The 25731-nt window shown below is 66.0% G+C and carries 28 protein-coding genes; 15 read left to right on the top strand and 13 right to left on the bottom strand.

Annotated elements, in window-relative coordinates:
- The first annotated feature begins 18 nt into the window (after nt 1-18).
- The 5 genes from coaBC to ACA097_RS13470 are packed head-to-tail and all read left to right on the top strand — an operon-like array spanning nt 19 to nt 5785.
- Nucleotides 19-1227 (top strand): bifunctional phosphopantothenoylcysteine decarboxylase/phosphopantothenate--cysteine ligase CoaBC, encoded by a 1209-nt coding sequence (gene coaBC, locus ACA097_RS13490; protein ID WP_043256458.1) that lies wholly within the window; start codon nt 19-21, stop codon nt 1225-1227.
- 7 nt (nt 1228-1234) lie between these two features.
- Nucleotides 1235-1690, top strand: a complete 456-nt coding sequence (gene dut / locus ACA097_RS13485; protein ID WP_043256460.1) for a dUTP diphosphatase — start codon at nt 1235-1237, stop codon at nt 1688-1690.
- Nucleotides 1691-1730: 40 nt separating this feature from the next.
- Complete coding sequence (locus tag ACA097_RS13480) at nt 1731-4355, top strand: phosphomannomutase/phosphoglucomutase (protein ID WP_371370387.1); 2625 nt, start codon at nt 1731-1733, stop codon at nt 4353-4355.
- 21 nt (nt 4356-4376) lie between these two features.
- The gene (gene argB, locus ACA097_RS13475; protein WP_160288778.1) at nt 4377-5282 is read left to right on the top strand and encodes an acetylglutamate kinase; all 906 of its coding nucleotides are present in this window, start codon (nt 4377-4379) and stop codon (nt 5280-5282) included.
- Nucleotides 5283-5338: 56 nt separating this feature from the next.
- The gene (locus tag ACA097_RS13470) at nt 5339-5785 is read left to right on the top strand and encodes a thioesterase family protein (protein ID WP_043256466.1); all 447 of its coding nucleotides are present in this window, start codon (nt 5339-5341) and stop codon (nt 5783-5785) included.
- A 10-nt stretch (nt 5786-5795) separates the two neighbouring features.
- On the opposite strand, the gene ACA097_RS13465 is transcribed toward ACA097_RS13470, so the two are convergent.
- Complete coding sequence (locus ACA097_RS13465) at nt 5796-6434, bottom strand: DUF4124 domain-containing protein (RefSeq protein ID WP_371370386.1); 639 nt, start codon at nt 6432-6434, stop codon at nt 5796-5798.
- A gap of 15 nt (nt 6435-6449) precedes the next feature.
- Nucleotides 6450-7091, bottom strand: coding sequence for an orotate phosphoribosyltransferase (gene pyrE, locus ACA097_RS13460; RefSeq protein WP_043256469.1), 642 nt, complete (start codon nt 7089-7091; stop codon nt 6450-6452).
- Between the two features lie 82 nt (nt 7092-7173).
- Here pyrE and ACA097_RS13455 point away from each other — a divergent pair, with 82 nt between their 5' ends.
- Complete coding sequence (locus ACA097_RS13455) at nt 7174-7953, top strand: exodeoxyribonuclease III (protein WP_043256470.1); 780 nt, start codon at nt 7174-7176, stop codon at nt 7951-7953.
- Nucleotides 7954-8007: 54 nt separating this feature from the next.
- Here the strand turns inward: ACA097_RS13455 and ACA097_RS13450 are convergent, their stop codons facing one another.
- Nucleotides 8008-8370, bottom strand: coding sequence for a DUF4870 domain-containing protein (locus tag ACA097_RS13450; protein ID WP_043256473.1), 363 nt, complete (start codon nt 8368-8370; stop codon nt 8008-8010).
- Nucleotides 8371-8398: 28 nt separating this feature from the next.
- Nucleotides 8399-9118 carry a ribonuclease PH gene (gene rph, locus ACA097_RS13445; RefSeq protein WP_160288781.1) on the bottom strand — a complete coding sequence of 240 codons (720 nt, stop codon included), beginning with the start codon at nt 9116-9118 and terminating at the stop codon, nt 8399-8401.
- A gap of 165 nt (nt 9119-9283) precedes the next feature.
- Here rph and ACA097_RS13440 point away from each other — a divergent pair, with 165 nt between their 5' ends.
- The 6 genes from ACA097_RS13440 to ACA097_RS13415 all read left to right on the top strand — a co-directional run bounded on the left by ACA097_RS13440 (nt 9284) and on the right by ACA097_RS13415 (nt 14536).
- The gene (locus ACA097_RS13440; RefSeq protein ID WP_043256477.1) at nt 9284-10147 is read left to right on the top strand and encodes a YicC/YloC family endoribonuclease; all 864 of its coding nucleotides are present in this window, start codon (nt 9284-9286) and stop codon (nt 10145-10147) included.
- Nucleotides 10148-10172: 25 nt separating this feature from the next.
- Complete coding sequence (gene gmk / locus ACA097_RS13435; RefSeq protein ID WP_371370385.1) at nt 10173-10793, top strand: guanylate kinase; 621 nt, start codon at nt 10173-10175, stop codon at nt 10791-10793.
- Nucleotides 10794-10882: 89 nt separating this feature from the next.
- The gene (gene rpoZ / locus ACA097_RS13430; RefSeq protein WP_043256481.1) at nt 10883-11149 is read left to right on the top strand and encodes a DNA-directed RNA polymerase subunit omega; all 267 of its coding nucleotides are present in this window, start codon (nt 10883-10885) and stop codon (nt 11147-11149) included.
- Nucleotides 11150-11200: 51 nt separating this feature from the next.
- Entirely contained in the window at nt 11201-13318 is a 2118-nt protein-coding gene (gene spoT, locus ACA097_RS13425) for a bifunctional GTP diphosphokinase/guanosine-3',5'-bis pyrophosphate 3'-pyrophosphohydrolase (protein ID WP_160288782.1), read from the top strand.
- Between the two features lie 23 nt (nt 13319-13341).
- Nucleotides 13342-13722 (top strand): RidA family protein, encoded by a 381-nt coding sequence (locus ACA097_RS13420; protein WP_043256486.1) that lies wholly within the window; start codon nt 13342-13344, stop codon nt 13720-13722.
- A gap of 73 nt (nt 13723-13795) precedes the next feature.
- Complete coding sequence (locus ACA097_RS13415) at nt 13796-14536, top strand: hypothetical protein (RefSeq protein WP_043256492.1); 741 nt, start codon at nt 13796-13798, stop codon at nt 14534-14536.
- 33 nt (nt 14537-14569) lie between these two features.
- On the opposite strand, the gene ACA097_RS13410 is transcribed toward ACA097_RS13415, so the two are convergent.
- From ACA097_RS13410 to ACA097_RS13400, 3 genes are all read right to left on the bottom strand, one after another.
- The gene (locus ACA097_RS13410) at nt 14570-15193 is read right to left on the bottom strand and encodes a LysE family translocator (RefSeq protein ID WP_371370384.1); all 624 of its coding nucleotides are present in this window, start codon (nt 15191-15193) and stop codon (nt 14570-14572) included.
- A gap of 66 nt (nt 15194-15259) precedes the next feature.
- A complete protein-coding gene (locus ACA097_RS13405; protein ID WP_371370383.1) occupies nt 15260-16060 on the bottom strand; it encodes an AraC family transcriptional regulator in 801 nt (266 codons plus the stop codon).
- The gene (locus tag ACA097_RS13400; protein ID WP_371370382.1) at nt 16060-16917 is read right to left on the bottom strand and encodes an NAD-dependent epimerase/dehydratase family protein; all 858 of its coding nucleotides are present in this window, start codon (nt 16915-16917) and stop codon (nt 16060-16062) included. The genes ACA097_RS13405 and ACA097_RS13400 overlap by 1 nt, the downstream gene beginning before the upstream one ends.
- Before the next feature lie 95 nt (nt 16918-17012).
- Between ACA097_RS13400 and ACA097_RS13395 the strand changes: the two genes are divergently transcribed.
- The 3 genes from ACA097_RS13395 (at nt 17013) to ACA097_RS13385 (ending at nt 21511) form a co-directional block, all read left to right on the top strand.
- Nucleotides 17013-17945, top strand: a complete 933-nt coding sequence (locus tag ACA097_RS13395; protein ID WP_043256498.1) for a hydrogen peroxide-inducible genes activator — start codon at nt 17013-17015, stop codon at nt 17943-17945.
- Nucleotides 17942-20017, top strand: a complete 2076-nt coding sequence (recG, locus tag ACA097_RS13390; RefSeq protein WP_043256500.1) for an ATP-dependent DNA helicase RecG — start codon at nt 17942-17944, stop codon at nt 20015-20017. Before ACA097_RS13395 ends, recG begins: the two co-directional genes overlap by 4 nt.
- 93 nt (nt 20018-20110) lie before the next feature.
- Nucleotides 20111-21511 carry an aminoacyl-tRNA deacylase and HDOD domain-containing protein gene (locus tag ACA097_RS13385; protein ID WP_160288786.1) on the top strand — a complete coding sequence of 467 codons (1401 nt, stop codon included), beginning with the start codon at nt 20111-20113 and terminating at the stop codon, nt 21509-21511.
- A gap of 69 nt (nt 21512-21580) precedes the next feature.
- Here ACA097_RS13385 and ACA097_RS13380 read toward each other — a convergent pair whose 3' ends face one another.
- From ACA097_RS13380 to glcF, 6 genes are all read right to left on the bottom strand, one after another.
- Nucleotides 21581-21976 carry a hypothetical protein gene (locus tag ACA097_RS13380; protein WP_043256502.1) on the bottom strand — a complete coding sequence of 132 codons (396 nt, stop codon included), beginning with the start codon at nt 21974-21976 and terminating at the stop codon, nt 21581-21583.
- Between the two features lie 134 nt (nt 21977-22110).
- Entirely contained in the window at nt 22111-22383 is a 273-nt protein-coding gene (locus ACA097_RS13375) for an HU family DNA-binding protein (RefSeq protein ID WP_009614168.1), read from the bottom strand.
- 198 nt (nt 22384-22581) lie between these two features.
- Nucleotides 22582-23736: an NAD(P)/FAD-dependent oxidoreductase gene (locus ACA097_RS13370; RefSeq protein WP_371370381.1), complete on the bottom strand. Its 1155-nt coding sequence runs from the start codon at nt 23734-23736 to the stop codon at nt 22582-22584.
- A 74-nt stretch (nt 23737-23810) separates the two neighbouring features.
- On the bottom strand, nt 23811-23978 hold the full coding sequence (locus tag ACA097_RS13365; RefSeq protein WP_043256505.1) for a rubredoxin: 168 nt from the start codon (nt 23976-23978) through the stop codon (nt 23811-23813).
- 184 nt (nt 23979-24162) lie between these two features.
- On the bottom strand, nt 24163-24330 hold the full coding sequence (locus ACA097_RS13360) for a rubredoxin (protein WP_043256507.1): 168 nt from the start codon (nt 24328-24330) through the stop codon (nt 24163-24165).
- A 168-nt stretch (nt 24331-24498) separates the two neighbouring features.
- Complete coding sequence (gene glcF / locus ACA097_RS13355; protein WP_371370380.1) at nt 24499-25725, bottom strand: glycolate oxidase subunit GlcF; 1227 nt, start codon at nt 25723-25725, stop codon at nt 24499-24501.
- Nucleotides 25726-25731 lie beyond the last annotated feature (6 nt).

Below are 25731 nucleotides of genomic sequence, written 5' to 3'. Positions count from 1 at the left end.
GATTATCAAGGCGGGCCTATGCAGCGGCTCTTTCGTAAACGCATCGTCCTTGGCGTAGGTGGCGGTATCGCGGCCTACAAGAGCGCCGAACTGGTCCGCCGTCTGCGCGACCAGGGCGCCGAAGTCCGCGTGGTGATGACCCAGGGCGGCCGTGAGTTCATCACCCCGCTGACCCTCCAGGCGCTGTCCGGCCACCCGGTGCACCTGGACCTGCTCGACCCCGCCGCCGAAGCGGCCATGGGCCACATCGAACTCGCCCGCTGGGCCGATCTGGTGCTGATCGCCCCGGCTACGGCCGACGTCATGGCACGCCTCGCCCAGGGCGTGGCCAACGACCTGCTGACCACCCTGGTGCTGGCCACCGACGCGCAGATCGCCCTCGCTCCGGCGATGAACCAGGCCATGTGGCGCGACCCGGCGACCCAGAGCAACGCCGAGCTGCTGCGCGGCCGCGGTTTCCACTTCTTCGGCCCTGCCGCCGGCAGCCAGGCCTGCGGCGACGTCGGCCCCGGACGCATGCTCGAAGCCGAAGAGCTGGCGCAGCGCGCCGCCGATTGCTTCCAGGTCCTCGACCTGACCGGCCAGCACGTGCTGATCACCGCCGGCCCGACCCAGGAAAACATCGACCCGGTGCGCTACATCACCAACCACAGCTCCGGAAAGATGGGCTTCGCCCTCGCCGAGGCCGCCGCCGAAGCCGGCGCGCGCGTGACCCTGGTGACCGGCCCGGTGCATCTGCCCACACCCGACCGGGTGACCCGCGTCGACGTGGTCAGCGCCCGCGACATGCTGGCTGCCTGCGAAGCGGCGATGCCGGCGGACGTGCTGATCGCCGCCGCCGCGGTAGCCGACTACCGCCCGGAAGTCGTGGCTTCGCAAAAGCTGAAGAAAGACCCGACCAAGGGCGACGGCCTGCTCCTGCAGCTGGTGCGCAATCCGGACATCCTCGCCACCCTGGCGCAGCGCGCCGACCGACCGTTCAGCGTCGGCTTCGCCGCCGAGACCGAGAACCTGCTGGAATATGCCTCGCGCAAGCTGAAGGACAAGAACCTCGATCTGATCGTGGCCAACGACGTGGCCAACCCCTCGATCGGATTCAACAGCGAAGAGAACGCGATCACCGTGATCGACCGCGAATTGCACGAAAATGCCTTCGCCCAGACCAGCAAGGGCAAGATCGCCCGCCAGCTGATCGCCTTCATCGCCGACCGCCTGAAACGACACTGAGAACCCGATGCATTCCCTGCAAGCCAAGATCCTCGACCCGCGCCTGGGCACTGAATTCCCCGTCCCGCAATACGCCACGCCTGGCTCCGCCGGCCTCGACTTGCGCGCCATGCTCAAGGAAGACACCGTCCTCGAGCCGGGCCAGACCCTGCTGATCCCCACCGGCTTGTCGATCTACATCGCCGATCCGGGCCTCGCTGCTCTGGTGCTGCCGCGTTCGGGCCTGGGCCATAAGCACGGCGTTGTGCTGGGTAACCTGGTCGGGCTGATTGACTCGGACTACCAGGGCGAGCTGATGGTTTCCTGCTGGAACCGCGGCCAAACGCCGTTCACCATCGCCATCGGCGAACGCATCGCCCAGCTGGTGCTGGTTCCGGTCGTGCAGGCGCACTTCGAGCTGGTCGAAAGCTTCGACGAAAGCCAGCGCGGTGCCGGCGGTTTCGGGCACTCCGGCAGCCACTGACCCTCCCCCAATTACGGACGATTCGCCGAGGAGACGTTGCATGAAACTTTTCCAACGCACCGCCAAGGACACGGCCGAGTTGCCGGAAGTCAGCATGCCGAAGGTCGCGCGTAGCGGCCCGGGCGCCAGACCCGAGCTGAAGTCGCTGCTGCCGGCATTCGGCGTCTCGGTGCTCGGCGTCGCCGCCGCAGGCGCGTTGCTCTGGGGCACGCTGTTCGGCAGTGCTGAGCAGACCCATCGCCAGCAGCTCGCTGGCGCATGGGCAGAGAGCCAGGCCGGCTCGCTGCGTCAAGCCCTGGCGCAGCTCGCTGCAGACACCCGCGCCATGGCGAGCAACCCCGACCTGTTGCCTGCACTGAGCGATCCGACCCGCTCGCATGCGCTGGAAAGCACACTCGCCCATGGTCACATGGACGGGCTGCTGGACGTCTATCTGAACGCCAACGGCGCAGCCACGCAGGATGCCAATCGGCCAGGTCCGCTCAACTACGCCGCGCTGGACATGTTGCATCGCGTGGAAATGGGCCAGAGCGTTGCGCCAGAAGCCTATCGCAACGGCCAGCGTTGGCTGGTCTACAGCGCCACCGCGCTGCGCGCCCAGGACAACAGCGTCCAGGGTACTCTGTTGCTGGTAGTCGATCTGCAACGCCTACTCAACGCCCTGCCACCCATGGCTTCGGACGTCGGCCAGCTGACCCTCGCGCAGAAGTTCGGCAATTCGCCTGCCCAGACACTACTTCAGCGCGGCGAGGCCAGCGATGCACCGGCGCTCAACCTGAGCAGCGGCAACCCGAACTGGCAACTCAGCTTCGTTCCCGGCCAGAGCATCACTGCCACGCTCTACTCGCCGGCTCTGCTCGCCATCGCCACGCTGCTCGCGCTGAGCGGCGGCCTGCTGGGCATCTACCTCAGCGTCGGTGGCCTGCAACGCCGCCTGCGCATCGACGCCCAGACACTCGGCCAGTTCATCCAGGAACTCGGCGGCCAACGCAGTGCCAAAGCTCCTGAGCTGAGCCTGTCGGTCCTGCAGCCGCTGGCCCAGGCACTGGCCCGCCAGCCACGCCGCAAAACGGAAACCAATGGAAACGGCAATGGCACCGCCAGCCCCGTTGCCCCGATCGAAGCCGCTCCGGTCAAGGCCGAAGCCTACGCCCGGGCAGCAGCCACCCCCGAAACACAGCTGGTCGACCCGCTGTTCCAGAACACCGACATTCTGGATATCGACATTCTTGATGAAGACCAGGATCTCCTGGGATTGGAGCAAAACCCCGCTATGAGCACGCCTAAAGCCCCGCAACTGCCCGCCAGCATCTTCCGCGCCTACGACATCCGCGGCGTGGTCGGCGACACCCTGACCGCCGAGACCGCCTACTGGGTAGGCCGCGCCATCGGCTCCGAGAGCCTGGCTCGCGGCGAGCCCTGTGTGAACGTCGGCCGCGACGGCCGCCTGTCCGGCCCCGAGCTCGTGCAGCAGCTGATCCAAGGCCTGCTCGACTGCGGCTGCCAGGTCACCGACATCGGCATGGTGCCGACCCCGGTGCTGTACTTCGCCGCCAACGTCCTGGAAGGCAAGTCGGGCGTGATGCTCACCGGCAGCCACAACCCGCCGAACTACAACGGCTTCAAGATCGTCGTCGCCGGCGAGACCCTGGCCAACGAGCAGATCCAGGCCCTGCGCGAGCGCATCGAGAACAACGACCTGGCTAGCGGTGTCGGCAGCGTGCAGCAGGTCGACATCCTGCCGCGCTACTTCAAGCAGATTCGTGACGACATCCCCCTGGCCAAGCCGCTGAAGGTGGTGGTCGACTGCGGCAACGGCGTTGCCGGCGTGATCGCCCCGCAACTGATCGAGGCCCTGGGCTGCACCGTGATCCCGCTGTTCTGCGACGTCGACGGCACCTTCCCCAACCACCACCCGGATCCGGGCAAGCCGGAAAACCTGGAAGACCTGATCGCCAAGGTCAAGGAAACCGGCGCCGACCTCGGCCTGGCCTTTGACGGCGACGGCGACCGCGTCGGCGTGGTGACCAACGAAGGCACCATCATCTATCCCGACCGCCTGCTGATGCTGTTCGCCAAGGACGTGGTCTCGCGCAACCCGGGCGCCGACATCATCTTCGACGTGAAATGCACCCGTCGCCTGATCTCGCTGATCAGCGGCTACGGCGGTCGTCCGGTGATGTGGAAGACCGGCCACTCGCTGATCAAGAAGAAAATGAAGGAAACCGGCGCCCTGCTGGCCGGCGAAATGAGCGGCCACATCTTCTTCAAGGAGCGCTGGTTCGGCTTCGACGACGGCATCTACAGCGCCGCTCGTCTGCTGGAGATCATCAGCCAGGACAAACGTGACAGCGAGCATGTGTTCTCTGCCTTCCCGCTGGACGTCTCAACTCCGGAAATCAACATCACCGTCACCGACGAGAGCAAGTTCACCCTGATCGACGCGCTGCAGCGCAACGGCCAATGGGGCGAAGCCAACCTCACGACCCTCGACGGCGTGCGTGTCGATTACCCGAAAGGCTGGGGCCTGGTCCGCGCCTCCAACACCACCCCGGTGCTGGTACTGCGCTTCGAGGCGGACTCCGAAGCCGAACTGGAACGCATCAAGGACGTGTTCCGCAGCCAACTCAAGGCGGTCGATCCCGCCCTGACCATTCCCTTCTGATTCTTCTCGGAGCCTTGCACCATGTCCCAAAGCCGCGATGACGCCGCCCAGGTCGCCCGCGTCCTTGCCGAAGCCCTGCCGTATATCCGCCGCTTCGTCGGCAAGACGCTGGTCATCAAGTACGGCGGCAACGCCATGGAAACCGACGAGCTGAAGAACAGCTTCGCCCGCGACGTGGTGCTGATGAAGGCGGTCGGCATCAACCCGGTGGTGGTGCATGGTGGCGGCCCGCAGATCGGCGACCTGCTCAATCGCCTGTCGATCGAGAGCCACTTCATCGATGGCATGCGCGTCACCGACGCGCAGACCATGGACGTGGTGGAGATGGTCCTCGGCGGCCAGGTGAACAAGGACATCGTCAACCTGATCAACCGCCATGGCGGCAGCGCCATCGGCCTGACCGGCAAGGACGCCGAGCTGATTCGCGCGAAGAAGCTCACCGTGACCCGCCAGACGCCGGAGATGACCAAGCCGGAAATCATCGACATCGGCCACGTGGGCGAAGTCACCGGGGTCAATACCGACCTGCTGAACATGCTGGTCAAAGGCGACTTCATTCCGGTGATCGCGCCCATCGGCGTCGGTGCCAATGGCGAGTCCTACAACATCAACGCCGACCTGGTGGCCGGCAAGGTGGCCGAGGCGCTGAAAGCCGAGAAGCTGATGCTGCTGACCAACATCGCCGGCCTGATGGACAAACAGGGCCAGGTTCTCACGGGCCTGACCACCGAACAGGTCGACAGCCTGATCGCCGACGGCACCATCTACGGCGGCATGCTGCCGAAGATCCGCTGCGCCCTGGAAGCGGTGCAGGGTGGCGTGACCAGCGCACACATCATCGACGGCCGCGTACCCAATGCGGTGCTGCTGGAGATCTTCACCGACATCGGCGTCGGCACTCTGATCACCAACCGCAAGCACCGTTGACCCTTTGCCGCCATGGCCCCGGCCATGGCGGCTTCCTCCCCGCCCCGGAGGCCATCATGCCTTCAGTCTTCCCCTCTCGCGGTGACTTCAGTTTCTTCCATGGCCTGCGCGTGCGCTGGGCGGAAGTCGACCCGCAAGGCATCGTCTTCAACGGCAACTACCTGATCTACACCGACGTCGCCACCACCGAGTACTACCGCAACCTGGACGTGAGCTACCCAGCGGATCTGCTGCGTGGCGGCGGCGACCTGTTCGCGGTGAAGAACACGCTCGAGTACTTCGCACCGGCGCGTTACGACGACTGGCTGGAGATGGGTGTACGCGTGCTGCGCCTGGGCCGTAGCAGCCTGACTTTCCAGGTCGCCATCTGGCGCGAGGAGCAGCCGCTTACCCTGGGTGAACTGATCTACGTCTATGCCGACGAGGAACGGCAGAGCCAGCCGGTTCCGGACTGGCTACGCGAACGGATCAGGGCCTTTGAGCGTACGCCGCCAGCGGAGTGACGGCAGCTCGTCAGCGCGAGGCGCCGAGCAATTGCGCGAGGCGTGCGCGGTCGGCTTCGAAGGAGGCTTTGGCCTGGGCACGCAGCTGCTGGTAGCGGGCGATTTCACCTTCCAGACGCTGCTCTTCGTCCTTCAGGTTGTTCAATTGATCGACCAGAGGTGCAGCAACCTGGCGGCCGGCGCGCTCCTGATCGGCCGCCTGGGACTGCAGGTTCGCCTGCTGAGTCTTGAGTGACATCAAGTTGGCCTTGGTCACGCTACTCAAGCCATCGAGTTCGGCCAGCTTGCGATCGCGGGCGCTATCGACATCCTGCACGCCGGTGTACATCCGCAGCAGCTGGGCGTCGGAACTTGCCTGGGCCGCTTCGGCCTTGCGTGCCTTGAGCTCTTCCGGCGTCGGTGCCGGCGGCACCTCGCGGATTACCCGGCCTTGCTCATTGAGCACCTGGTAGCCCTTGCCGATGTACTGCGGCGGAACGCCCAACCGATCGATCACGGTAACGCCCTTGTCGTCGACGTAGCGGTACATCTCAATGCCACCGCTGGAAGACGGCTTACCTGTGGAGTTTGCCGCCTGCACCCCACCGGCCAGCCCAATGACCAGCAGTCCCAACAACACTCCTCTAAGGAAAGTTCTCTGCTTGGCCATGTGCGATTTTCCCGATCAGATTCCGTACTGTGCGCGATAAGCTTCGACGGCAGGCAGGTGACGCTTCAGTTCGGCGTCGCCGGCGAGGAACTCCAGTACCTGCTCCAACGACACGATGCTGACCACCGGAATACCGAAGTCGCGCTCCACTTCCTGGATCGCCGACAGTTCACCCTTGCCGCGCTCCTGGCGGTTCAGCGCGATCAGTACGCCTGCAGCCTTGGCGCCCTGGGCGTCGATGATCTGCATGACCTCCCGGATCGCGGTGCCAGCAGTGATCACGTCATCGATGATCAGCGCGCGACCCTGCAGCGGGGCGCCCACCAGGGTGCCGCCTTCGCCGTGATCCTTGGCTTCCTTGCGGTTGAAGCACCAGGGCAGGTCGCGGCCATGCTGCTCGGCCAGCGCTACCGCTGTAGCGGCGGCGAGCGGAATTCCTTTATAGGCGGGGCCGAACAGCACGTCGAAGTCGATACCGCCATCGACGATGGCCGAGGCATAGAAGCGCCCCAGCTTGGCCAGTGCCACTCCCGTATTGAACAGACCGGCATTGAAGAAATACGGACTGGTGCGCCCGGACTTGAGGGTGAACTCGCCGAAGCGCAGTACACCGCGCTCGATGGCGAATTGAATGAAATCGCGTTGATATGCCTGCATGGGAATAGAACCGGCGGGTATGAATTTAGCTAAACCGTTTGAGCTCGGGTATCATACACACACGTGATTTTGGGGGCCATTTATGCGGATCATCAGTGTGAACGTGAATGGTATTCAGGCTGCCGCCGAGCGAGGACTCCTCAGCTGGCTGCAAGCCCAGAATGCCGACGTGATCTGCTTGCAGGATACCCGCGCCTCCGCTTTCGATCTGGATGACCCGTCCTACCAACTGGATGGCTACTTCCTGTACGCCTGCGATGCCGAAGTGCCCAACCAGGGCGGCGTCGCACTCTATAGCCGTCTGCAACCCAAGGCCGTCATAAGCGGGCTGGGTTTCGAGACGGCCGATCGTTACGGGCGCTACCTGCAAGCCGATTTCGATAAGGTGAGTATCGCCAGCCTCTTACTGCCGAGCGGGCAGGAAGGGGATGAGAACCTGAACCAGAAGTTCAAGTTCATGGACGATTTCGCCCAGTACCTGAACAAGCAGCGTCGCAAGCGCCGCGAATACATCTATTGCGGGTCGCTGTACCTCGCCCACAACAAGCTGGACGTGAAGAACTGGCGCGAATGCCAGCAGATGCCCGGCTTCCTCGCGCCCGAGCGCGGCTGGATGGACGAGGTCTTCGGCAACATGGGCTACGTCGACGCCCTGCGCGAGGTCAACCGCGAAGGCGACCAGTACAGCTGGTGGCCCGACAGCGAGCAGGCCGAGATGCTCAACCTCGGCTGGCGCTTCGACTACCAGATCCTCACGCCGGGCCTGCGTCGATTCGTGCGCAGCGCCAAGCTGCCCCGGCAGCCGCGCTTCTCGCACCATGCGCCGTTGATCATCGACTACGACTGGTCGCTCAGCATCTGAGCCCCAGGCGCGAAAAAGCCGGCTGATAGCCGGCTTTTTTCATTGCGCTGCGTACTACTTGAGCGGCCGCCAGGTGAAGGGATAGCGGTAGTCACGCCCCTCGTTGGCTTTGATCCCGGCGATGACCGTCAGTACCAGCGCACCGACACTGACCAGCGCCAGCAGCAGAAAGCCGATCACTACCAGGCAAAGGAAAAAACTCACCAGCAGCGCCAGGCTGACGGTGATCTGGAAGTTCAGCGCTTCCTTGCCCTGACGGTCGACGAAAGGATCGGACTCGCGCTTGATCTGCCAGACGATCAGCGGCCCGAGCAGATTGCCGAAGGGAAACACCAGGCCGAGGAAGGCGGCGAAATGGCAGAACATCGCCCATTGCCGGGCGTCCTGGCTCGGCCGAGCCTGCAGTTCGTCTTCCATTGCGCTTCCTCCTTGGCTACTCGTGCCTTCAATCGGCCAGCGCAGCGCGCTGCAGTTCGAAGATTTCCTGCATGCCCTGCTGCGCCAGCTCCAGCATTGCACTCAGTTCGGCCGGCTGGAACGGCTCACCTTCGGCGGTGCCCTGGACCTCGATGAAGCCACCGGCATCGGTCATCACTACGTTGAGGTCGGTCTCGGCAGCGGAGTCTTCCAGGTAGTCCAGGTCCAGCACCGGAACGCCCTGATAGATACCCACGGAAACCGCGGCGACCATCTGCTTCAACGGGTTGCCCTTGAGCGCGCCACGCTTCTTGAGCACGGCGAGCGCATCGATCAGCGCAACGGTGGCGCCAGTGATGGAAGCGGTGCGGGTACCGCCGTCCGCCTGGATCACGTCGCAGTCGATGTACAGGGTGTTCTCGCCGAGCTTGGTGAGGTCCAGCGCAGCACGCAGCGAACGGCCGATCAGGCGCTGGATCTCCAGGGTACGGCCACCCTGCTTGCCACGGCTCGCCTCACGCGCGTTCCGCTCGCCGGTAGAGCGCGGCAGCATGCCGTACTCGGCGGTCAGCCAGCCCTGGCCCTGTCCCTTGAGGAAGCGCGGTACGCCAGTTTCGGCGCTGACGGTGCAGATCACCTTGGTATCGCCGAACTCCACCAGCACCGAACCCTCGGCGTGCTTGGTGTAGTGGCGGGTGATGCGGATCGGGCGCAACTGGCTGGCTGCGCGGCCACTGGGACGGTTCATGGAGACTTCCTGTAAGCAGTGTGAATCGGGGATTGGCGGCCATTATAGAGGCCCGGCGGGCCCTGCAACCACCATCGGCGTGCGGCTGCCGACGCCGCTGGGGTACAATTGCCGGTTCAGGATGACAATTCGTCGTCTGCGCTGGAATCACAGAGAGGTAGCCCCATGGTGCACAGCATGACCGCCTTCGCCCGCATCGAACGGGCCGGGACCAATGGCACCCTGAGCTGGGAGCTGCGCTCGGTGAACCACCGCTACCTGGAGCCCAACCTGCGCCTGCCGGAAAGCTTCCGCGATCTCGAAGGCGCGGTACGCGAAGCCCTGCGCCAGGGCCTGTCGCGCGGCAAGGTGGAGTGCACCCTGCGCTATGTCGAGGACACCGCCGGCAAGCCGCTGCAGGTCGATCTCGAACGTGCCGCGCAGTTGGTCACCGCCGCCGAAGGCGTCGCCGCGCTGATCCGCCAGCCGGCGCCGATCGACCCGCTGGCCGTACTGGCCTGGCCCGGCGTACTGGTGGGCGACGCCGCCGATCCCCAAGCGCTCAACGCCGACGCCCTCGCCGCGTTCAACCAGGCCCTGGACGAGCTCAAGGCCGGCCGCGCCCGCGAAGGCGCCGAACTGGCGCGGATCATCGACGAACGCCTGGGCAGCATGCAGGAAGAAGTCGCCAATCTGCGCGAGCTGGTCCCGCAGATGCTGGGCCTGCAACGGCAGAAGATCCTCGACCGCTTCGCCGAGCTGAAGCTGGAAGCCGACCCGCAGCGCCTGGAGCAGGAAATGGTCCTGCTGGCGCAGAAGAGCGACGTCGCCGAAGAGCTCGACCGCCTCAGCACGCACATCGCCGAAGTGCGCCGCGTGCTCAAGGCCGGTGGCGCCGCCGGCCGACGCCTGGACTTCCTCATGCAGGAACTCAACCGCGAAGCCAACACCCTCGGTTCCAAGGCGTTCGACCCGCGCTCGACGCAGGCTGCCGTGAACCTCAAGGTCCTGATCGAGCAGATGCGCGAACAGGTCCAGAACATCGAATAACCCCCGAATACCCAGGAATTGCGCCATGTCCGGCACCCTCTACATCGTTTCCGCTCCCTCCGGCGCCGGCAAGACCAGCCTGGTGAAGTCCCTGCTCGAAGCCATGCCCAGCGTGCGCGTCTCGGTCTCCCACACCACCCGCGGCATGCGTCCGGGCGAGGTGGACGGGGTGAACTACCACTTCGTCGGCCGCGACACCTTCGCCGCCATGCTCGAGCGCGACGAGTTCCTCGAGCACGCCGAAGTGTTCGGCAATCTCTACGGCACCTCCCAGCGCTGGATCGAGAAGACCCTCACCGAAGGCCTGGACCTGATCCTCGAGATCGACTGGCAAGGCGCCCAGCAGGTCCGCCGGCTGATGCCGCACGCGCAGTCGATCTTCATACTGCCGCCCAGCCAGCAGGCCCTGCGCCAGCGCCTGACCAACCGAGGCCAGGACAGCGACGAGGTGATCGAGCGGCGAATGCGCGAAGCTGTCAGCGAAATGAGCCATTACGTCGAATACGATCACCTGGTGATCAACGACGACTTCGCCCATGCTCTGGAAGACCTCAAGGCGATCTTCCGCGCCCGCCAGCTGCGCCAGGACGCCCAGCAGAAGCGCCACGCGGAGCTGCTGAGCGAATTGCTGGCGCCGTCGGCATAACAAACGGCTCTTCCATAAAGATTGGCGATTTTTTAGACTATCCAGTCCGCCCGGGCATCCGGGTTCAATTTTCCGCAACGAGGAACACCATGGCCCGCGTCACCGTCGAAGACTGCCTGGACAACGTCGATAACCGTTTCGAGCTGGTCATGCTCGCCACCAAGCGCGCTCGCCAACTGGCCACCGGCGGCAAAGAGCCGAAGGTAGCCTGGGAAAACGACAAGCCCACCGTGGTCGCCCTGCGCGAGATCGCTTCGGGCCTGGTCGATGCTGAAATCGTTCAGCAGGAGGACGTGGTTGAAGAAGAGCCGCTGTTCGCTGCCTTCGAGGACGAGGCCAACAACGAGGCCCTGTAAGTCGATGTCCGGCCGACGACCGCAGCCGTCCACTCGGCAGGGGGTGCTCCCTTGCCGAGCATAGATGCCTTCGCCGACCGGCTTTCGAGCTACCTCGGCCCGGACCAGGTCAACCTGGTCCGCCGTGCCTACTACTACGCCGAGCAGGCCCACGACGGCCAGCGCCGCCGCAGCGGTGAGCCGTACGTCACCCATCCGCTCGCCGTAGCCAATATCCTCGCCGACATGCACATGGACCATCAGAGCCTGATGGCCGCGATGCTGCATGACGTGATCGAGGACACCGGCATCGCCAAGGAAGCGCTCACCGCGCAGTTCGGCGAAACCGTCTCCGAGCTGGTGGACGGGGTCAGCAAGCTGACCCAGATGAACTTCGAGTCCAAGGCCGAGGCGCAAGCCGAGAACTTCCAGAAGATGGCCATGGCCATGGCGCGCGACATCCGCGTGATCCTGGTCAAGCTGGCCGACCGCCTGCACAACATGCGCACCCTGGAAGTGCTGTCCGGCGAGAAGCGCCGGCGCATCGCCAAGGAAACCCTGGAAATCTACGCGCCCATCGCCAACCGGCTGGGCATGCACAGCATGCGCGTTGAGTTCGAGGACCTGGGATTCAAGGCCATGCACCCGATGCGCTCCGAGCGCATCCGCCAGGCGGTGAAGAAAGCTCGCGGCAACCGTCGCGAGATCGTCGGCAAGATCCAGGAATCGCTGGTCAACTGCCTCGCCCGCGAGGGCATGGAAGGCCAGGTCCTGGGCCGCGAGAAGCACCTGTTCAGCATCTACAAGAAGATGCGCGGCAAGCGCCGGGCGTTCAACGAAATCATGGACGTCTATGCCTTCCGCATCATCGTCGACAAGGTAGACACCTGCTACCGCGTGCTCGGCGCCGTACACAACCTGTACAAGCCGTTCCCCGGGCGCTTCAAGGACTACATCGCGATTCCCAAGGCCAACGGCTACCAGTCGCTGCACACCACGCTGTTCGGCATGCACGGCGTGCCCATCGAGATCCAGATCCGCACCCGCGAGATGGAAGAGATGGCCAACCACGGCATCGCCGCGCACTGGCTGTACAAGTCCAGCGAGGAAGAGGCGCAGAAAGGCACTCATGCCCGCGCCCGCCAGTGGGTCAAGGGTATCCTCGAGTTGCAGCAACGTGCCGGCAACTCCCTCGAATTCATCGAGAACGTGAAGATCGACCTGTTCCCGGACGAGGTCTACGTCTTCACGCCCAAGGGCCGCATCATGGAGCTGCCCAAGGGCTCCACGGCCGTCGACTTCGCCTACGCGGTGCATACCGACGTCGGCAACAGCTGCATCGCCTGCCGCATCAACCGCCGCCTGGCGCCGCTGTCCGAACCGCTGCAGAGCGGCCAGACGGTGGAGATCGTCACCGCGCCGGGCACCCGGCCGAACCCGGTCTGGCTCAGCTTCGTGGTCACCGGCAAGGCACGTACGCACATCCGCCATGCGCTCAAGCTGCAACGCCGCTCGGAGTCCATCAGCCTGGGCGAACGCCTGCTGAACAAGACCCTGGCCGGCTTCGACAGCCACCTGGAGAAGATTCCGCAGGAGCGCATCCAGGCGGTACTCGCCGAGTACCGCATGGAAGTCTTCGAGGACCTGCTCGAAGAGATCGGCCTGGGCAACCGCATGGCGTACGTGGTCGCGCGCCGCCTGCTCTCCAGCGAGGGCGAAGGCGTCAGCAGCGCGCCGAGCGCCGAAGGGCCGCTGGCGATCCGCGGTACCGAGGGCCTGGTGCTGAGCTACGCCAAGTGCTGCACGCCGATCCCGGGAGATCCGATCGTCGGCCACCTGTCCGCCGGCAAGGGCATGGTGGTGCACCTGGAAAGCTGCAAGAACATCCTCGATATCCGACACAACCCGGAAAAATGCATCCAGCTCAGCTGGGCCAAGGATGTCACCGGCGAATTCAACGTCGAGTTGCGCGTCGAGCTGGAACACCAGCGCGGCCTGATCGCCCTGCTGGCGACCAGCGTCACCGCCGCCGACGGCAATATCGAGAAGATCAGCATGGACGAGCGCGACGGTCGCATCAGCGTTGTCCAGTTGGTCGTCAGCGTGCATGACCGTGTGCACCTGGCCCGCGTCATCAAGAAGCTGCGCGCCCTCAAGGGTGTCGTACGCATCACCCGCGTGCGCAGCTGATCCCACCCCTCGAAGGAGTCGACATGACCAAGACCGTAATCCACACCGACAAGGCCCCGGCGGCCATCGGCACCTACTCCCAGGCGATCAAGGCTGGCAACACCGTCTACGTCTCCGGCCAGATCCCGCTGAACCCGCAGACCATGGAACTGGTCGAGGGCTTCGAGGAGCAGGTCGTCCAGGTGTTCGAGAACCTCAAGGCAGTGATCGAGGCTTCCGGCGGCTACCTGCACGACGTCGCCAAGCTGAACATCTTCCTCACCGACCTGTCGCACTTCGCCAAGGTCAACGAGATCATGGGCAAGTACTTCACCCAGCCCTACCCGGCGCGCGCCGCCATCGGCGTGGCCGCCCTGCCCAAGGGCGCCCAGGTCGAGATGGACGCCATCGTCGTCCTCGAATAAGCCTGACCTGCCGAACGGGGCCCTCGCGGCCCCGTTCGCTTTTCCCGTGTTAGTCCGCAAGGAGCACTCCCGCATGCGTCGCGCCCTCGTCCTGAGCGCCCTGCTTGGCCTGCTGACCGGCTGCGCCGGCACCCCATCCGACCCGTCCGGCACCTGGATCAACCAGACAGCCATCGACGCCGCCAGCAAGAGCGGCAAGCTGCGCGAAGCGCTGCTGGCGTACGGACCGAATCTGGAATGGCAGCTCGACAGCAAGAACCACCAGGCCAGCTACAGCAACGGTTTCGAGAAGGGCGACGGCCAACTGAGCCAGGACCCGTCCGACAAGAAGCGCTGGCAGGTAGCCTTCTACGGCAGCAAACAGGAAGCCCTGCAGCTGGACGGCAAGCAGCTGATCCAGGTCGGCGGCGACAACTGGCCGGAGCAGCGCTTCGTCCGCCCCGAGCAACAGCCCACGGCACAGACACCCCTCGGGGCAACCTTCGAACGCGCGCTCTACGGCAGCTTCCTAAAGGGCACCTGGGTGATCGCGGAAGGCCAGGGCCAGGGCAGCAAGGTCAGCTTCCAGCCCGACGGCCGCATCGAAGGCATGCCCAACGCCGATCGCTACGCGCTGTGCCTGGCCGGCGACTGCGCGGCCATGACCGGCAACAACGACAGCATCTGGCTGCAACAAGGCCGCCAGGGCCGCGAATACCTGTTCCAGCGCGAAGACGACCAGATCGAGCTCTTCGAAGCGGTGAACCGCGCCCAGGCCGACGAGATGCCCGAGTACCAGCCCGGCCAGCGCGTCTGGCTGCTCAAGCGCGACTGATCGAGCAGGCGCCGCCCACGTCCGGCGGCGCCTTCAGCGCAAGCCCAGCAGCAACAACCAGCCCCCCAGCCCCAGCAACAGCCCGCCACACAGGCGATCCAGCGCCCTCACCCGCCGCTGCAGCCAGCCGCACCAGCGTTGTTGGTCGAGGAGGCGCACCAGCGCCAGGTCCCAGAACAGCACCACCGCGCCCATCCACAGCACGCACAGCGCCAGCGCCCAGCCCGGCAGATGGAATGGCCCGAGCAAGCCGAACAGCCCGCTGTAGAAGATCGGCAGCTTGGGATTGAGGCTGCTGGCCAGAAAGCCTTCACGCAGCCCCTGGAAGAACCCACCCCGCGCCAACGTCCCTGATTCGACGGGAATCTCCAGCTCGCGGCGCGCCAGCACAGCCTGAACGCCCAACCAGACGAAGTAAGCCCCGCCCAACAGCTGCACCAGGCGCAAGCCTTGCCGCGCCATATCCGGCAGCAATCCAAGGATGAACAGCACCAGCCCCATGCTCGCCAGATTGGCCACGGCGATGCCGCTGGCACAACCGTCAGCGTGGCGCCGGCCGCGAACCAGCGCGGCACGGATCAGCAGGAAGAAATCCGGCCCCGGCGACAGCAGGGCGGCAAAGTGAGTGCTGGCGACCAGCGCAAAGGCGGCGAACATGGCGATCTTCCCGGAACAAGGGAGGCCAGTCTGGAAGGCAGGGTGCGCAGCGGTCTTGGAAGAAACTCAGGTGCGCGTGGCGCTGCGGAAGCGACCGGGCGTGACGCCGGTAAAGCGGCGGAAGGTCGTCGAGAAGTGCGCCTGGTCGTAGAAACCCAATTCCAAGGCAACGTCGATGGGCATAGCACCTTCCACCAGGCGCCGCTTCGCCTCGCGCACCCGACGCTGCAGCAGATAGGTATGCGGTGGCACGCCGTAGGCGCGACGGAAGGTCTCGATCAGGTGGCGTGGATGACGGTCCACCAGCGCGGCCAACTGCTCCAGGCTCACCGCTTCACTGAAGTGCGTTTCCAGGTAGTCGCGCAGCAATGCCGTGGCACCACCGTCGCGGCTCGCCGCAGCCGCTTCGCGCATTCCGCCATGACGGACGAAGACCAGCTCCAGCAGCGCCAGCAACTCACTCTCCAGCGCCAGCGCGTCGTTGCGCTCGAACTCACCGGCCACCCGCGCCAATGCCTGGGCGACCTGGCCGTCATCGGCTGGATTGAGTGCCTGGAAACCACGCGGCAGCTGCTTGCGGCCAAGCAGCGGCAGCAGCCGCGACTCCTCGATGTACAGCATCCGATAGACCAGCCGCTCGCTCTCGGCATTGCCGGTGTGCGGCTCCCCGGGATTCATCAACGACAGCGTGCCGGCAGGCAGCACATGGCGCGCGCCCCTGCACTGGTAGCCGCCGGCTCCGTGGAGAATCGCGCCGATGGCGAAAGCATCGTGACTGTGACGGCCGAACGGCTGCCCGGAGAAGTCCGCGTGGAACAGCTCCACGCCCGGCAGCCAGGAACGCGCCAGCAGCCGGTTGGCGTCCATCAGTCGTCGCGCCCGGCGAGAATGGCCGCATAGCCCTCGCGATAGCTCGGGTAGCGCGGCACCCAGCCCAGCGCGCGGGCGCGGGCGTTGCTGCAGCGCTTGCTGCCGGCGCGGCGCACGCTCTGCTCCGCCGCCCAGTGCTCGACGCCCATGAGCCCGCGCAGGTAGTCCACCACGTCGGCGAGCGGCGCCGGCGCGTCATCGACACCGAGGTAGCAGTTATCCAGCACCTTGCCGTCAGCGTCGGCGCGCAACAGGTAGGCCAGCAGGCCGGCGGCGTCCTCGGCGTGGATGCGGTTTGCATAAAGCGGCGGCTCGACGGCCACGCGATAACCCTCGCGCACCTGGCGCAAAAGGTACTCGCGGCCCGGGCCGTAGATGCCGGTAAGGCGCACCACGCTCGCCGGAATACCGCTCGCGAGGGCGACCTGCTCAGCCTCGCGGATGACGCGCCCGGAATAGGATTCGGCTTCGGCGGGCGAATCCTCGTCCACCCACTCGCCGTCCTTCTGCGCATAGACGCCGCTGCTGGAGACGAACAGCAGGCGCTTCGGCCGCTGCCCACGCTGTTCGAGCCAGCCCAGGCAATGCCGCAGGCCCTCGATATAGGTGGCGCGATAGCCTGCTTCGTCGTGCTGGCTGGCGGCGGCGCTGAAGACCACATAGTCCAGCTCACCCTGCGGCCACGCCGGCGGGCAGGCGCTCGCGCCCAGGTCGCCGGGCACCGGCAGGATGCCGGCGGGCAACGCTGAGGTATCGCGGCGCAGGCCATGCACCTCCCAGCCACCGGCGACCAGTTGGCGGCCCAGACGGCTGCCGACATCGCCGCAGCCCACGATCATCACCTTCCTCGACATGCCGACCTCCACTGCACAAGGGCTGCGAGTGTAGCGCGGTTGGTTCGCAACGGCGCAGCCGCTATGCTTGGCCCCAACTCAACGGAATAGCCGATATGACCCTCACCGAACTGCGCTATATCGTCACGCTTGCCCAGGAGCAGCACTTCGGCCGCGCTGCCGAGCGCTGCCACGTCAGCCAGCCGACCCTGTCGGTCGGCGTGAAGAAGCTCGAGGACGAGCTTGGCGTGCTGATCTTCGAGCGCAGCAAGAGCGCGGTGCGCCTGACCCCGGTCGGCGAGGGCATAGTCGCGCAGGCGCAGAAGGTGCTGGAGCAGGCCCAGGGCATCCGTGAACTGGCCCAGGCCGGCAAGAACCAGCTGACCTCGCCGCTGAAAGTCGGCGCCATCTACACCATCGGCCCGTACCTGTTCCCGCACCTGATCCCGCAGCTGCACCGGGTCGCGCCGCAGATGCCGCTGTACATCGAGGAGAACTTCACCCACATCCTCCGCGACAAGCTGCGCACCGGCGAGCTGGACGCCATCATCATCGCCCTGCCGTTCCAGGAGGCCGACGTCCTCACCCTGCCGCTGTTCGACGAGCCCTTCTACGTGCTGATGCCGGCCAAGCACCCGTGGACCGAGCGCAAGACCATCGACGCCGAGATGCTCAACGACAAGAGCCTGCTGCTACTCGGCGAGGGTCACTGCTTCCGCGACCAGGTGCTGGAAGCCTGCCCGACCACCCGCAAGGGCGACGAGAACCGCCACACCACGGTCGAATCCAGCTCGCTGGAGACCATCCGCCACATGGTCGCTTCCGGCCTCGGCGTTTCGGTGCTGCCGTTCTCCGCGGTGGACAGCCACCACTACGCGCCGGGCGTGATCGAGATTCGTCCGTTCACCGCCCCCGTGCCCTTCCGCACCGTGGCCATCGCCTGGCGCGCCAGCTTCCCGCGGCCCCGCGCCATCGAGGTGCTGGCCGACTCGATTCGCCTCTGCTCGGTCGCCCAGCCGGTCGCCAAGGGCGAAGCCCAGCCGGCATGACCGAGCTGGCGAACGTCCCGGTTACGGCGCTCAAGGGCGTCGGCGCCGCGCTGGAAGAAAAACTGGCGAAGGTTGGCCTGGAGAACCTGCAGGACATCCTCTTCCACCTGCCGCTGCGCTACCAGGACCGCACCCGCGTCACGCCGATTGGCGCGCTGCGCCCGGGGCAGGACGCAGTGGTCGAGGGCGTGGTGTCCGGCGCCGACGTGGTCATGGGCAAGCGCCGCAGCCTGCTGGTGCGCCTGCAGGACGGCACCGGCACCCTCAGCCTGCGCTTCTACCACTTCAGCCAGGCGCAGAAGGAAGGCCTCAAGCGTGGCACCCACCTGCGCTGCTACGGCGAGGCCCGCCCAGGCGCCTCGGGCCTGGAGATCTACCACCCGGAATACCGCGCGCTGAATGGCGACGAACCTATTCCGGTGGAACAGACGCTGACGCCGATCTACCCGACTACCGAAGGCCTCACCCAGCAGCGCCTGCGCCAGCTCAGCGAACAGACCCTGGCGCGCCTGGGGCCGAACAGTCTGCCTGACTGGCTGCCGGCCGAGCTGGCCCGCGACTATCGCCTGGGTCCGCTCGACGAGGCGATCCGCTACCTGCACCGACCGCCGCCGGACGCCGATCTCGAAGAACTCGCCGAAGGCCGCCACTGGGCGCAGCACCGCCTCGCATTCGAGGAACTGCTGACCCACCAACTGTCACTGCAGCGCCTGCGCGAGCAGGTTCGTTCGCAGGCTGCCCCCGCGCTGCCGCCGGCGACGCGTCTGCCGCGGCAGTACCTGAAGAACCTGGGCTTCGCCCCCACCGGCGCGCAACAGCGCGTGGGCGCGGAGATCGCCTACGACCTGGCGCAGTCCGAGCCCATGCTGCGCCTGGTGCAGGGTGACGTCGGCGCCGGCAAGACGGTAGTCGCAGCCCTCGCCGCGCTGCAGGCCATCGAGGCTGGCTACCAGGTGGCGCTGATGGCGCCCACGGAAATCCTCGCCGAGCAGCACTTCCTCAACTTCAGCAAGTGGCTGCAGCCATTGGGCATCGAGGTCGCCTGGCTGGCCGGCAAGCTCAAGGGCAAGGCGCGCGCCGCCGCCCTGGAGCGCATCGCCGCCGGCGCGCCCATGGTGGTCGGCACCCACGCGCTGTTCCAGGACGAGGTGAAGTTCGCCCGCCTGGCCCTGGCGATCATCGACGAACAGCACCGCTTCGGCGTGCAGCAGCGCCTGGCGCTGCGCCAGAAGGGGGTCGACGGCCGCCTCTGCCCGCACCAGCTGATCATGACCGCCACTCCCATTCCGCGGACGCTGGCGATGAGCGCCTATGCCGACCTGGACACCTCGATCCTCGACGAGCTGCCGCCCGGCCGCACGCCGGTGAACACCGTGCTGGTGGCCGACAGCCGCCGCTTCGAGGTGATCGAACGGGTCCGCGCCGCTTGCCGCGAAGGCCGCCAGGCCTATTGGGTCTGCACCCTGATCGAGGAATCCGAAGAGCTCACCTGCCAGGCGGCGGAGACCACCTACGAGGAACTAGCCTCCGCCCTGGGCGAATTGCGTGTCGGGCTGATCCACGGCCGCATGAAGCCGGCGGACAAGGCCACGATCATGGAGGCCTTCAAGGAGGGCATGCTGCAACTGCTGGTGGCGACCACCGTGATCGAGGTCGGCGTCGACGTGCCCAACGCCAGCCTGATGATCATCGAGAACCCCGAGCGCCTGGGCCTGGCCCAGCTGCACCAGCTACGCGGCCGGGTCGGCCGTGGCAGCGCCGCGAGCCATTGCGTGCTGCTCTACCATCCGCCGCTGTCGCAGATCGGTCGCGAACGCCTGGCGATCATGCGCGAGACCTGCGACGGCTTCGTCATCGCCGAGCGCGATCTGGAGTTGCGCGGCCCCGGCGAGATGCTCGGGACACGGCAAACCGGCCTGCTACAGTTCAAGGTCGCCGACCTGATGCGCGACGCCGACCTGCTGCCGGCAGTGCGCGATGCCGCCCAGGCACTGCTGGAACACTGGCCGGAGCACGTCAGCCCGCTATTGTCGCGCTGGTTACGACATGGGCAGCAATACGGCCAAGTGTGAAGTATTTCGCCTTCATCGGTCGGGTATCTGCTCTGTTACGAATAACCGCTGGGTATACTCCAGCCAGCAGTTGATAACCGGATCACAACGAAAATGAGCGAAGCCGCACTCGCCGAAGCACTCCCCGCACCCTCGGTCATCCTCCAGTTGCTCTCGCGCCTGGGCGTGCCCTGCCGGGAGCGTCCCGACACGGCCAACCTGCCGGCCTCGCGGAGAGTCCAGGCGAGCCTGCTGGAAGACGCCGTGGGCTCGCTGCTCGTGCTCTTCCCGCAGAGCCAGCTGCTGGACCTCAACCGCCTCACCGAACTGACCGGCCGCAAGCTGCTGGCGATCAAGCCGGAGCGCTTGGAGCGCATGCTCGGCAAGCACCAGCTCAGCCGCCTGCCGGCGCTGCCGCCGCTGACCAGCTCGCCCTGCCTGTATGACGAGCGCCTGCTGCAGGAGCCGCACCTGCTGATCGAGTCGGGCAACCCCGGCACCCTGCTGGAAATCGCTACCGGAGACTTCCGCCAGCTGCTGGAAAAGGCCAGCGCCGCGCGCTTCGGCGTACCGCTGGAACAGATCCGGCCGAACCTCGACCGTCCCGACGACGACCGCGCGGAAATCACCCAGGCGGTGCAAGCCTTCACCGCCCGACGCATCCAGCAGCGCCTGGAAGAAACCATCGAGATCCCGCCGCTGCCGGAAACCGCGCAGAAGATCATCAAGCTGCGCGTCGACCCCAACGCCACCGTCGACGACATCACCGGCGTGGTCGAGACCGACCCGGCGCTGGCCGCCCAGGTGGTCAGCTGGGCCGCTTCGCCCTACTACGCCGCGCCGGGCAAGATTCGCTCGGTGGAAGACGCCATCGTCCGCGTGCTGGGCTTCGACCTGGTGATCAACCTCGCCCTGGGCCTCGCCCTGGGCAAGACCCTTAGCCTGCCGAAGGACCATCCGCAGCACGCCACGCCCTATTGGCAACAGGCGATCTACACCGCCGCGGTGATCGAGGGCCTGACCCGCGCCATTCCTCGCGCCGAGCGCCCGGAAGCCGGCCTGACCTACCTCGGCGGCCTGCTGCATAGCATGGGCTACCTGGTCCTGGCGCATATCTTCCCGCCGCACTTCTCGCTGCTCTGCCGGCACCTGGAGGTCAACCCGCACGTGCAGCACGACCTCATCGAGCAGCACCTGCTGGGCATCACCCGCGAGCAGATCGGCGCCTGGCTGATGCGCACCTGGGACATGCCGGAAGAGATCTACACCGCGCTGCGCTTCCAGCACGACCCCGAATACGCCGGGCCCAATGCGTCCTACGCCAACCTGATCTGCCTGGCCACCCGCCTGCTGCGCCAGAACGGCATCGGCGCCGGCCCCCAAGGGCCGATCCCGCAGAGCCTGCTGGACCGCCTGGACATTCCCCGCGAGAAAGCCGTGGACGCCGTGCGCAAGGTGCTCGACGCCGAGGCCGTGCTGCGTGAGCTGGCCTCGCAGATGAACCCCCAGCACTGATCGCGCCGACAAACAAAAACGCCGTGCCCCGAATCGAGGCACGGCGTTTTCGTTTCTAGCGCGAAAGCGTCAGGCCGCTTCCTTCTCCGGCTTCTTCGCCTTCTTCGGCTTCAGGTACTTCACCAGGCCCTGGAACCAGATCACCAGCGCCGGGTTGCCCTGGATCTGGATCGACTTGTCCTGGATGCCCTGCATGAAGGCCAGCTGCGGATTCTTCGAGGTGAGGGTGGCGTAGCCGTAGGCGCTGTCGCGAAAGCCAATGGCGAATGCCGGCGCCGGGTGGGTGCCACGGCGGGCGCTGACACGCTGGTCGCGGACCAGGAAGTGACGCGCGACCTTGCCGTCCAGGCTATGCAGCTGGAACACCAGGTCCTTGCCTTCGAGTTGCTTCTGGAATGCCGGATTATCGCGCCCGGCCTTCGCCATGAGACGCCCGAGCAGCCAGAGAAGAAGACGGAATTTCATGCACAGACCTCGGAGTTCGAGACATAAGGCTGCACATTGTAGCGACTTCGAAGAAGGACTACATCCGCACTTTTGACGGGAAAATGTAACTGCGGAGGGTGGTCCGGAGCCGGTGCGGCTCCGGACCGGGAACATCAGTTGACTGCGTCCTTCAGGGCCTTGCCCGGCTTGAAGGCGACGGTGTTGCTGGCCTTGATCTTGACCGGCTGGCCAGTCTGCGGGTTCTTGCCAGTGCGGGCGCCACGATGGCGCTGGATGAAGGTACCGAAACCAACGAGGGTGACGCTGTCCTTGCGGTTGAGCGCACCGGTGATCTCATCCAGCAATGCGTTCAGCACCTTGTTGGCTTGTTCTTTGGTGAGGTCGGCCTTTTCGGCGATCGCCGCGGCGAGTTCTGGTTTACGCATAAATGCCTCTTTGACGGTTTATTGTTTTTTTGTCCGTGCTGTCTTCCCAACAGCGCCAAAGGCACCGCGACCCAGGCCCTACAGGCTCTAGGCTGCGGCAGACCGGGGGGAGGATGGCACGCCGCAAGCTGGTACGCCAGTATCGTCCGACAATTTTCGGGCTCTTTCCCACGAGGAAATCGCCATAGCTGAAGACTTTTACGCCATCAGCGCCGGCAACTCCTTGTTCAGCGAGAGCTTTTCGTTGACTGCTGCGCCCGTCAGGGCATAGCCGAGCAAGCGACCGGCGGCATCCCGGCAAAGTACCTTGAGGTCCGCGCCAGAGCCTTCCACCTGCCATTCGCCGTCGCTGCCGCGCGGCGGCGGCGAGACCACCAGCGGGCACACCGGGGTCTTCACAGTGACCGGCATAGGGCCGTAGGAAACTGCCGTCGGCTTGCCCGCCAGGGTTTGCGCCAGCGCGCGGGCGCAGGCCATCAGCGGCATCACGTAGAGCAGGTTGAGGCCATCCACTTCAGCGCAGTCACCCAGCGCGTAGATGTTGGCGTGCGAAGTGCGCAGTTCGCGGTTCACAACAACGCCGCGATTGACCTCCAGCCCCGCCCCGGCGGCCAGGTCGATTCGCGGGCGCAGGCCCACGGCGGAGACCACCAGGTCGCAAGGAATTTCGCTGCCGTCGGAGAGATGCGCCAGCAGCGCGTCGCCGACTTGCTCCAAGCGATTCAGCACCGGGCCGAGGTGGAACTTCACGCCCAGGCCTTCCAGACCGGCCTGCACAGCAGCAGCGGCGGCCGGATGCAGCAAGCCAGGCATCACCTGCTCGCAAGGCGCCACTACGTCGATCTGGTAGCCGCCGCTGGACAGGTCGTTGGCGAACTCGCAGCCGATCAGCCCGGCGCCCAGCAGCAGCACGCGGCTCTTGCCGGCGGCGGCGGCACGGAAGCGCGCGTAATCCTCCAGGTCGTTGATCGGGAAAATGCGTTCCAGGGCATCGCCCTGCACCGGCACGCGGATGGTCTCGGCGCCCCAGGCCAGCACCAGGTCGCGGTACTCGACCTGCTCTTCGCCGGTCCAGATGCGCTTGTGCCCCGGGTCGATGCCGGTGACGCGGGTATGGGTGAGGATGCGCGCCTTGAGCTGCTCAGCCATGGCGCCCGGCTCGGCCATCGCCAGGCCGTCGGCGTCCTTGTCCTTGGAGAAGCCCGTGGAAAGCATCGGCTTGGAGTAGGAGCGGCCGTCGTCCGCAGTGATCAGCAGCAGCGGCGTTTCGCCGTCTAGCTTGCGCCACTCGCGCGCCAGGTTGTAGCCGGCCAGGCCGGTGCCGATGATCACCAGCGGTGCGTTCTCGCTCATTGGGTTCTCCAGATCGAACGGGACCGCGCCGGCGCCCAAGCGCCGGTGCGGAAAAATTCAGGGATGGGCGCGACTCAGGCGATTTCGATCATCTCGAAGTCGATCTTGCTCGCACCGCAATCGGGGCAGATCCAGTCGGCGGGAATGTCTTCCCAGCGCGTACCGGGGGCGATGCCCTCCTCGGGCAGGCCGAGGGCCTCGTCGTAGATGAAGCCACAGATCACGCATTGCCACTTGCGCATCGCCACTCCTCCTGCGGATCGGCCCGGGCGAACCTAGCGTAGATTGGCGCCGCCCGCCAAGGGCAGGGATGCCGCCGGGCAGCGGCAATGCAGCCAACTCGCCCAGCATAGCCAGCGCCGGGCCCGCGCGCAGAAACAACAACGGCGGCCACGGCCGCCGTCGTCACGAACATCGACTGAGGGATCAGCCGATCTCGATCATCTCGAAGTCCATCTTGCCGACGCCGCAGTCGGGGCACAGCCAGTCTTCCGGCACGTCTTCCCAACGGGTGCCCGCGGCGATGCCTTCTTCCGGCCAGCCTTTGGTTTCGTCATAGATGAGTCCGCAGACTACGCATTGCCACTTTTTCATTGTCGACCCCTCGGGCGGGTTACCACGGTTTGCGGTCCGCACGCTAACGCAATTCCCGATGCGCGCCAAGACGCCACCGGGCAGTTGGCCACCCATTGGGGGCCAACCAAAGATGGGTGTGGATAACCCTCCCCCAACCGCGCGCCCCTACTCCGAGAGATCGAGGGATCAGCCTCCACCGGCGAGCGCCTGGTCGACCAGCTCGATCCAGTGCCGGACAGGCGTGCGGCCCGCACTGTCGAGGTGGATCTGGCAGCCGATGTTGGCGGTGGCGATCAGGTCGGGGCGGCCGCTTTCCAGCGCATCCAGCCGGTTGGCGCGCAGGCGCTTCGACAGCTCCGGCTGCGTCAGCGAATAGGTACCGGCCGAGCCGCAGCAGAGATGACCATCGGGCACCGCGGTGAGGTTGAAGCCCAGGCGCTTGAGCACCGCCTCGACAGCGCCGCCGAGCTTTTGCGCGTGCTGCAGCGTGCAGGGGCAATGGAACGCCAGCGTCCGGTCGCAGCGCAGGCCGAGGCTTTCCAGCGGCTCAGCGCGGACGATTTCGATCAGGTCCTTCGCCAACTCACTCACGCGAACCGCCTTGGCGGCGTACTGCGGATCGTCGCGCAGCAGGTAACCGTATTCCTTGACGAAGGCGCCGCAGCCGCTGGCGGTCTGCACGATCGCCTCGGCGCCCTCTTCGATGGCCGGCCACCAGGCGTCGGTATTGCGTCGTGCGCGCTGCAGCCCGGACGCCTGGGCATTCAGGTGGTATTCCGCGGCACCGCAACAGGCGGCCTGAGGCGCAGGCGTCACGCTGATGCCAAGGCGGTCGAGCACACGCGCGGCGGCCGCGTTGGTGTTCGGCGACAGCGCCTGCTGCACGCAGCCTTCGAGCATCAGCACATGGCGCGCATGCCGCTCCGGCGGCCGCTCGCCGGGCGCTGCGATGGCGCGCGGCAAGTGCTGGCTCAGGGACGCCGGGAGAATCGGCCGTAGCGCCTGGCCGGCCCCAAACAGCGCCTTGAACAGCGCCGGTCGCGGCACCACAGCGAGCAGCCCGGTGCGCAGCAGGCGCTCGCCCAACGGACGCGGCACGCGCGCCTCGATGGCTGCGCGGCCGATGTCCAGCAGCTTGTGGTACTCCACCCCGGACGGACAGGTGGTTTCGCAATTGCGGCAGGTCAGGCAGCGGTCCAGGTGCATCTGGGTCTTCGCGCTCACCTCGTCCTGTTCGAGGAACTGCTTGATCAGGTAGATGCGCCCGCGCGGGCCATCCAACTCGTCGCCAAGTTCCTGATAGGTCGGGCAGGTGGCGTTGCAAAAGCCGCAGTGCACGCAGCTGCGCAGGACACGCTCGGCTTCGTCGGCATGCTCCAGGCGCTTGGCTGCTTCGCTCAGGTTGGTCTGCATAGAACC

The sequence above is a fragment of the Pseudomonas sp. QL9 genome, assembly GCF_041409665.1.
GTDB classification, from domain to species: Bacteria; Pseudomonadota; Gammaproteobacteria; order Pseudomonadales; family Pseudomonadaceae; genus Pseudomonas; species Pseudomonas knackmussii.
This window is presented reverse-complemented; position numbering and strand designations above follow the sequence as displayed.

What these genes read in the sequence shown, in the direction of transcription:
- ACA097_RS13420 (WP_043256486.1), top strand. Translation starts at nt 13,342, where the DNA reads ATGACCAAGACCGTAATCCACACCGACAAGGCCCCGGCGGCCATCGGC.
- ACA097_RS13380 (WP_043256502.1), bottom strand. Translation starts at nt 21,976, where the DNA reads ATGAAATTCCGTCTTCTTCTCTGGCTGCTCGGGCGTCTCATGGCGAAG.
- ACA097_RS13440 (WP_043256477.1), top strand. Translation starts at nt 9,284, where the DNA reads ATGGTGCACAGCATGACCGCCTTCGCCCGCATCGAACGGGCCGGGACC.
- ACA097_RS13405 (WP_371370383.1), bottom strand. Translation starts at nt 16,060, where the DNA reads ATGGACGCCAACCGGCTGCTGGCGCGTTCCTGGCTGCCGGGCGTGGAG.
- ACA097_RS13410 (WP_371370384.1), bottom strand. Translation starts at nt 15,193, where the DNA reads ATGTTCGCCGCCTTTGCGCTGGTCGCCAGCACTCACTTTGCCGCCCTG.
- ACA097_RS13470 (WP_043256466.1), top strand. Translation starts at nt 5,339, where the DNA reads ATGCCTTCAGTCTTCCCCTCTCGCGGTGACTTCAGTTTCTTCCATGGC.
- rph (WP_160288781.1), bottom strand. Translation starts at nt 9,118, where the DNA reads ATGAACCGTCCCAGTGGCCGCGCAGCCAGCCAGTTGCGCCCGATCCGC.
- coaBC (WP_043256458.1), top strand. Translation starts at nt 19, where the DNA reads ATGCAGCGGCTCTTTCGTAAACGCATCGTCCTTGGCGTAGGTGGCGGT.
- ACA097_RS13455 (WP_043256470.1), top strand. Translation starts at nt 7,174, where the DNA reads ATGCGGATCATCAGTGTGAACGTGAATGGTATTCAGGCTGCCGCCGAG.
- ACA097_RS13465 (WP_371370386.1), bottom strand. Translation starts at nt 6,434, where the DNA reads ATGGCCAAGCAGAGAACTTTCCTTAGAGGAGTGTTGTTGGGACTGCTG.
- ACA097_RS13480 (WP_371370387.1), top strand. Translation starts at nt 1,731, where the DNA reads ATGAAACTTTTCCAACGCACCGCCAAGGACACGGCCGAGTTGCCGGAA.
- rpoZ (WP_043256481.1), top strand. Translation starts at nt 10,883, where the DNA reads ATGGCCCGCGTCACCGTCGAAGACTGCCTGGACAACGTCGATAACCGT.
- ACA097_RS13370 (WP_371370381.1), bottom strand. Translation starts at nt 23,736, where the DNA reads ATGAGCGAGAACGCACCGCTGGTGATCATCGGCACCGGCCTGGCCGGC.
- ACA097_RS13385 (WP_160288786.1), top strand. Translation starts at nt 20,111, where the DNA reads ATGAGCGAAGCCGCACTCGCCGAAGCACTCCCCGCACCCTCGGTCATC.
- ACA097_RS13375 (WP_009614168.1), bottom strand. Translation starts at nt 22,383, where the DNA reads ATGCGTAAACCAGAACTCGCCGCGGCGATCGCCGAAAAGGCCGACCTC.
- ACA097_RS13365 (WP_043256505.1), bottom strand. Translation starts at nt 23,978, where the DNA reads ATGCGCAAGTGGCAATGCGTGATCTGTGGCTTCATCTACGACGAGGCC.
- recG (WP_043256500.1), top strand. Translation starts at nt 17,942, where the DNA reads ATGACCGAGCTGGCGAACGTCCCGGTTACGGCGCTCAAGGGCGTCGGC.
- ACA097_RS13395 (WP_043256498.1), top strand. Translation starts at nt 17,013, where the DNA reads ATGACCCTCACCGAACTGCGCTATATCGTCACGCTTGCCCAGGAGCAG.
- glcF (WP_371370380.1), bottom strand. Translation starts at nt 25,725, where the DNA reads ATGCAGACCAACCTGAGCGAAGCAGCCAAGCGCCTGGAGCATGCCGAC.
- argB (WP_160288778.1), top strand. Translation starts at nt 4,377, where the DNA reads ATGTCCCAAAGCCGCGATGACGCCGCCCAGGTCGCCCGCGTCCTTGCC.
- ACA097_RS13415 (WP_043256492.1), top strand. Translation starts at nt 13,796, where the DNA reads ATGCGTCGCGCCCTCGTCCTGAGCGCCCTGCTTGGCCTGCTGACCGGC.
- pyrE (WP_043256469.1), bottom strand. Translation starts at nt 7,091, where the DNA reads ATGCAGGCATATCAACGCGATTTCATTCAATTCGCCATCGAGCGCGGT.
- ACA097_RS13450 (WP_043256473.1), bottom strand. Translation starts at nt 8,370, where the DNA reads ATGGAAGACGAACTGCAGGCTCGGCCGAGCCAGGACGCCCGGCAATGG.
- gmk (WP_371370385.1), top strand. Translation starts at nt 10,173, where the DNA reads ATGTCCGGCACCCTCTACATCGTTTCCGCTCCCTCCGGCGCCGGCAAG.
- ACA097_RS13360 (WP_043256507.1), bottom strand. Translation starts at nt 24,330, where the DNA reads ATGAAAAAGTGGCAATGCGTAGTCTGCGGACTCATCTATGACGAAACC.
- ACA097_RS13400 (WP_371370382.1), bottom strand. Translation starts at nt 16,917, where the DNA reads ATGTCGAGGAAGGTGATGATCGTGGGCTGCGGCGATGTCGGCAGCCGT.
- dut (WP_043256460.1), top strand. Translation starts at nt 1,235, where the DNA reads ATGCATTCCCTGCAAGCCAAGATCCTCGACCCGCGCCTGGGCACTGAA.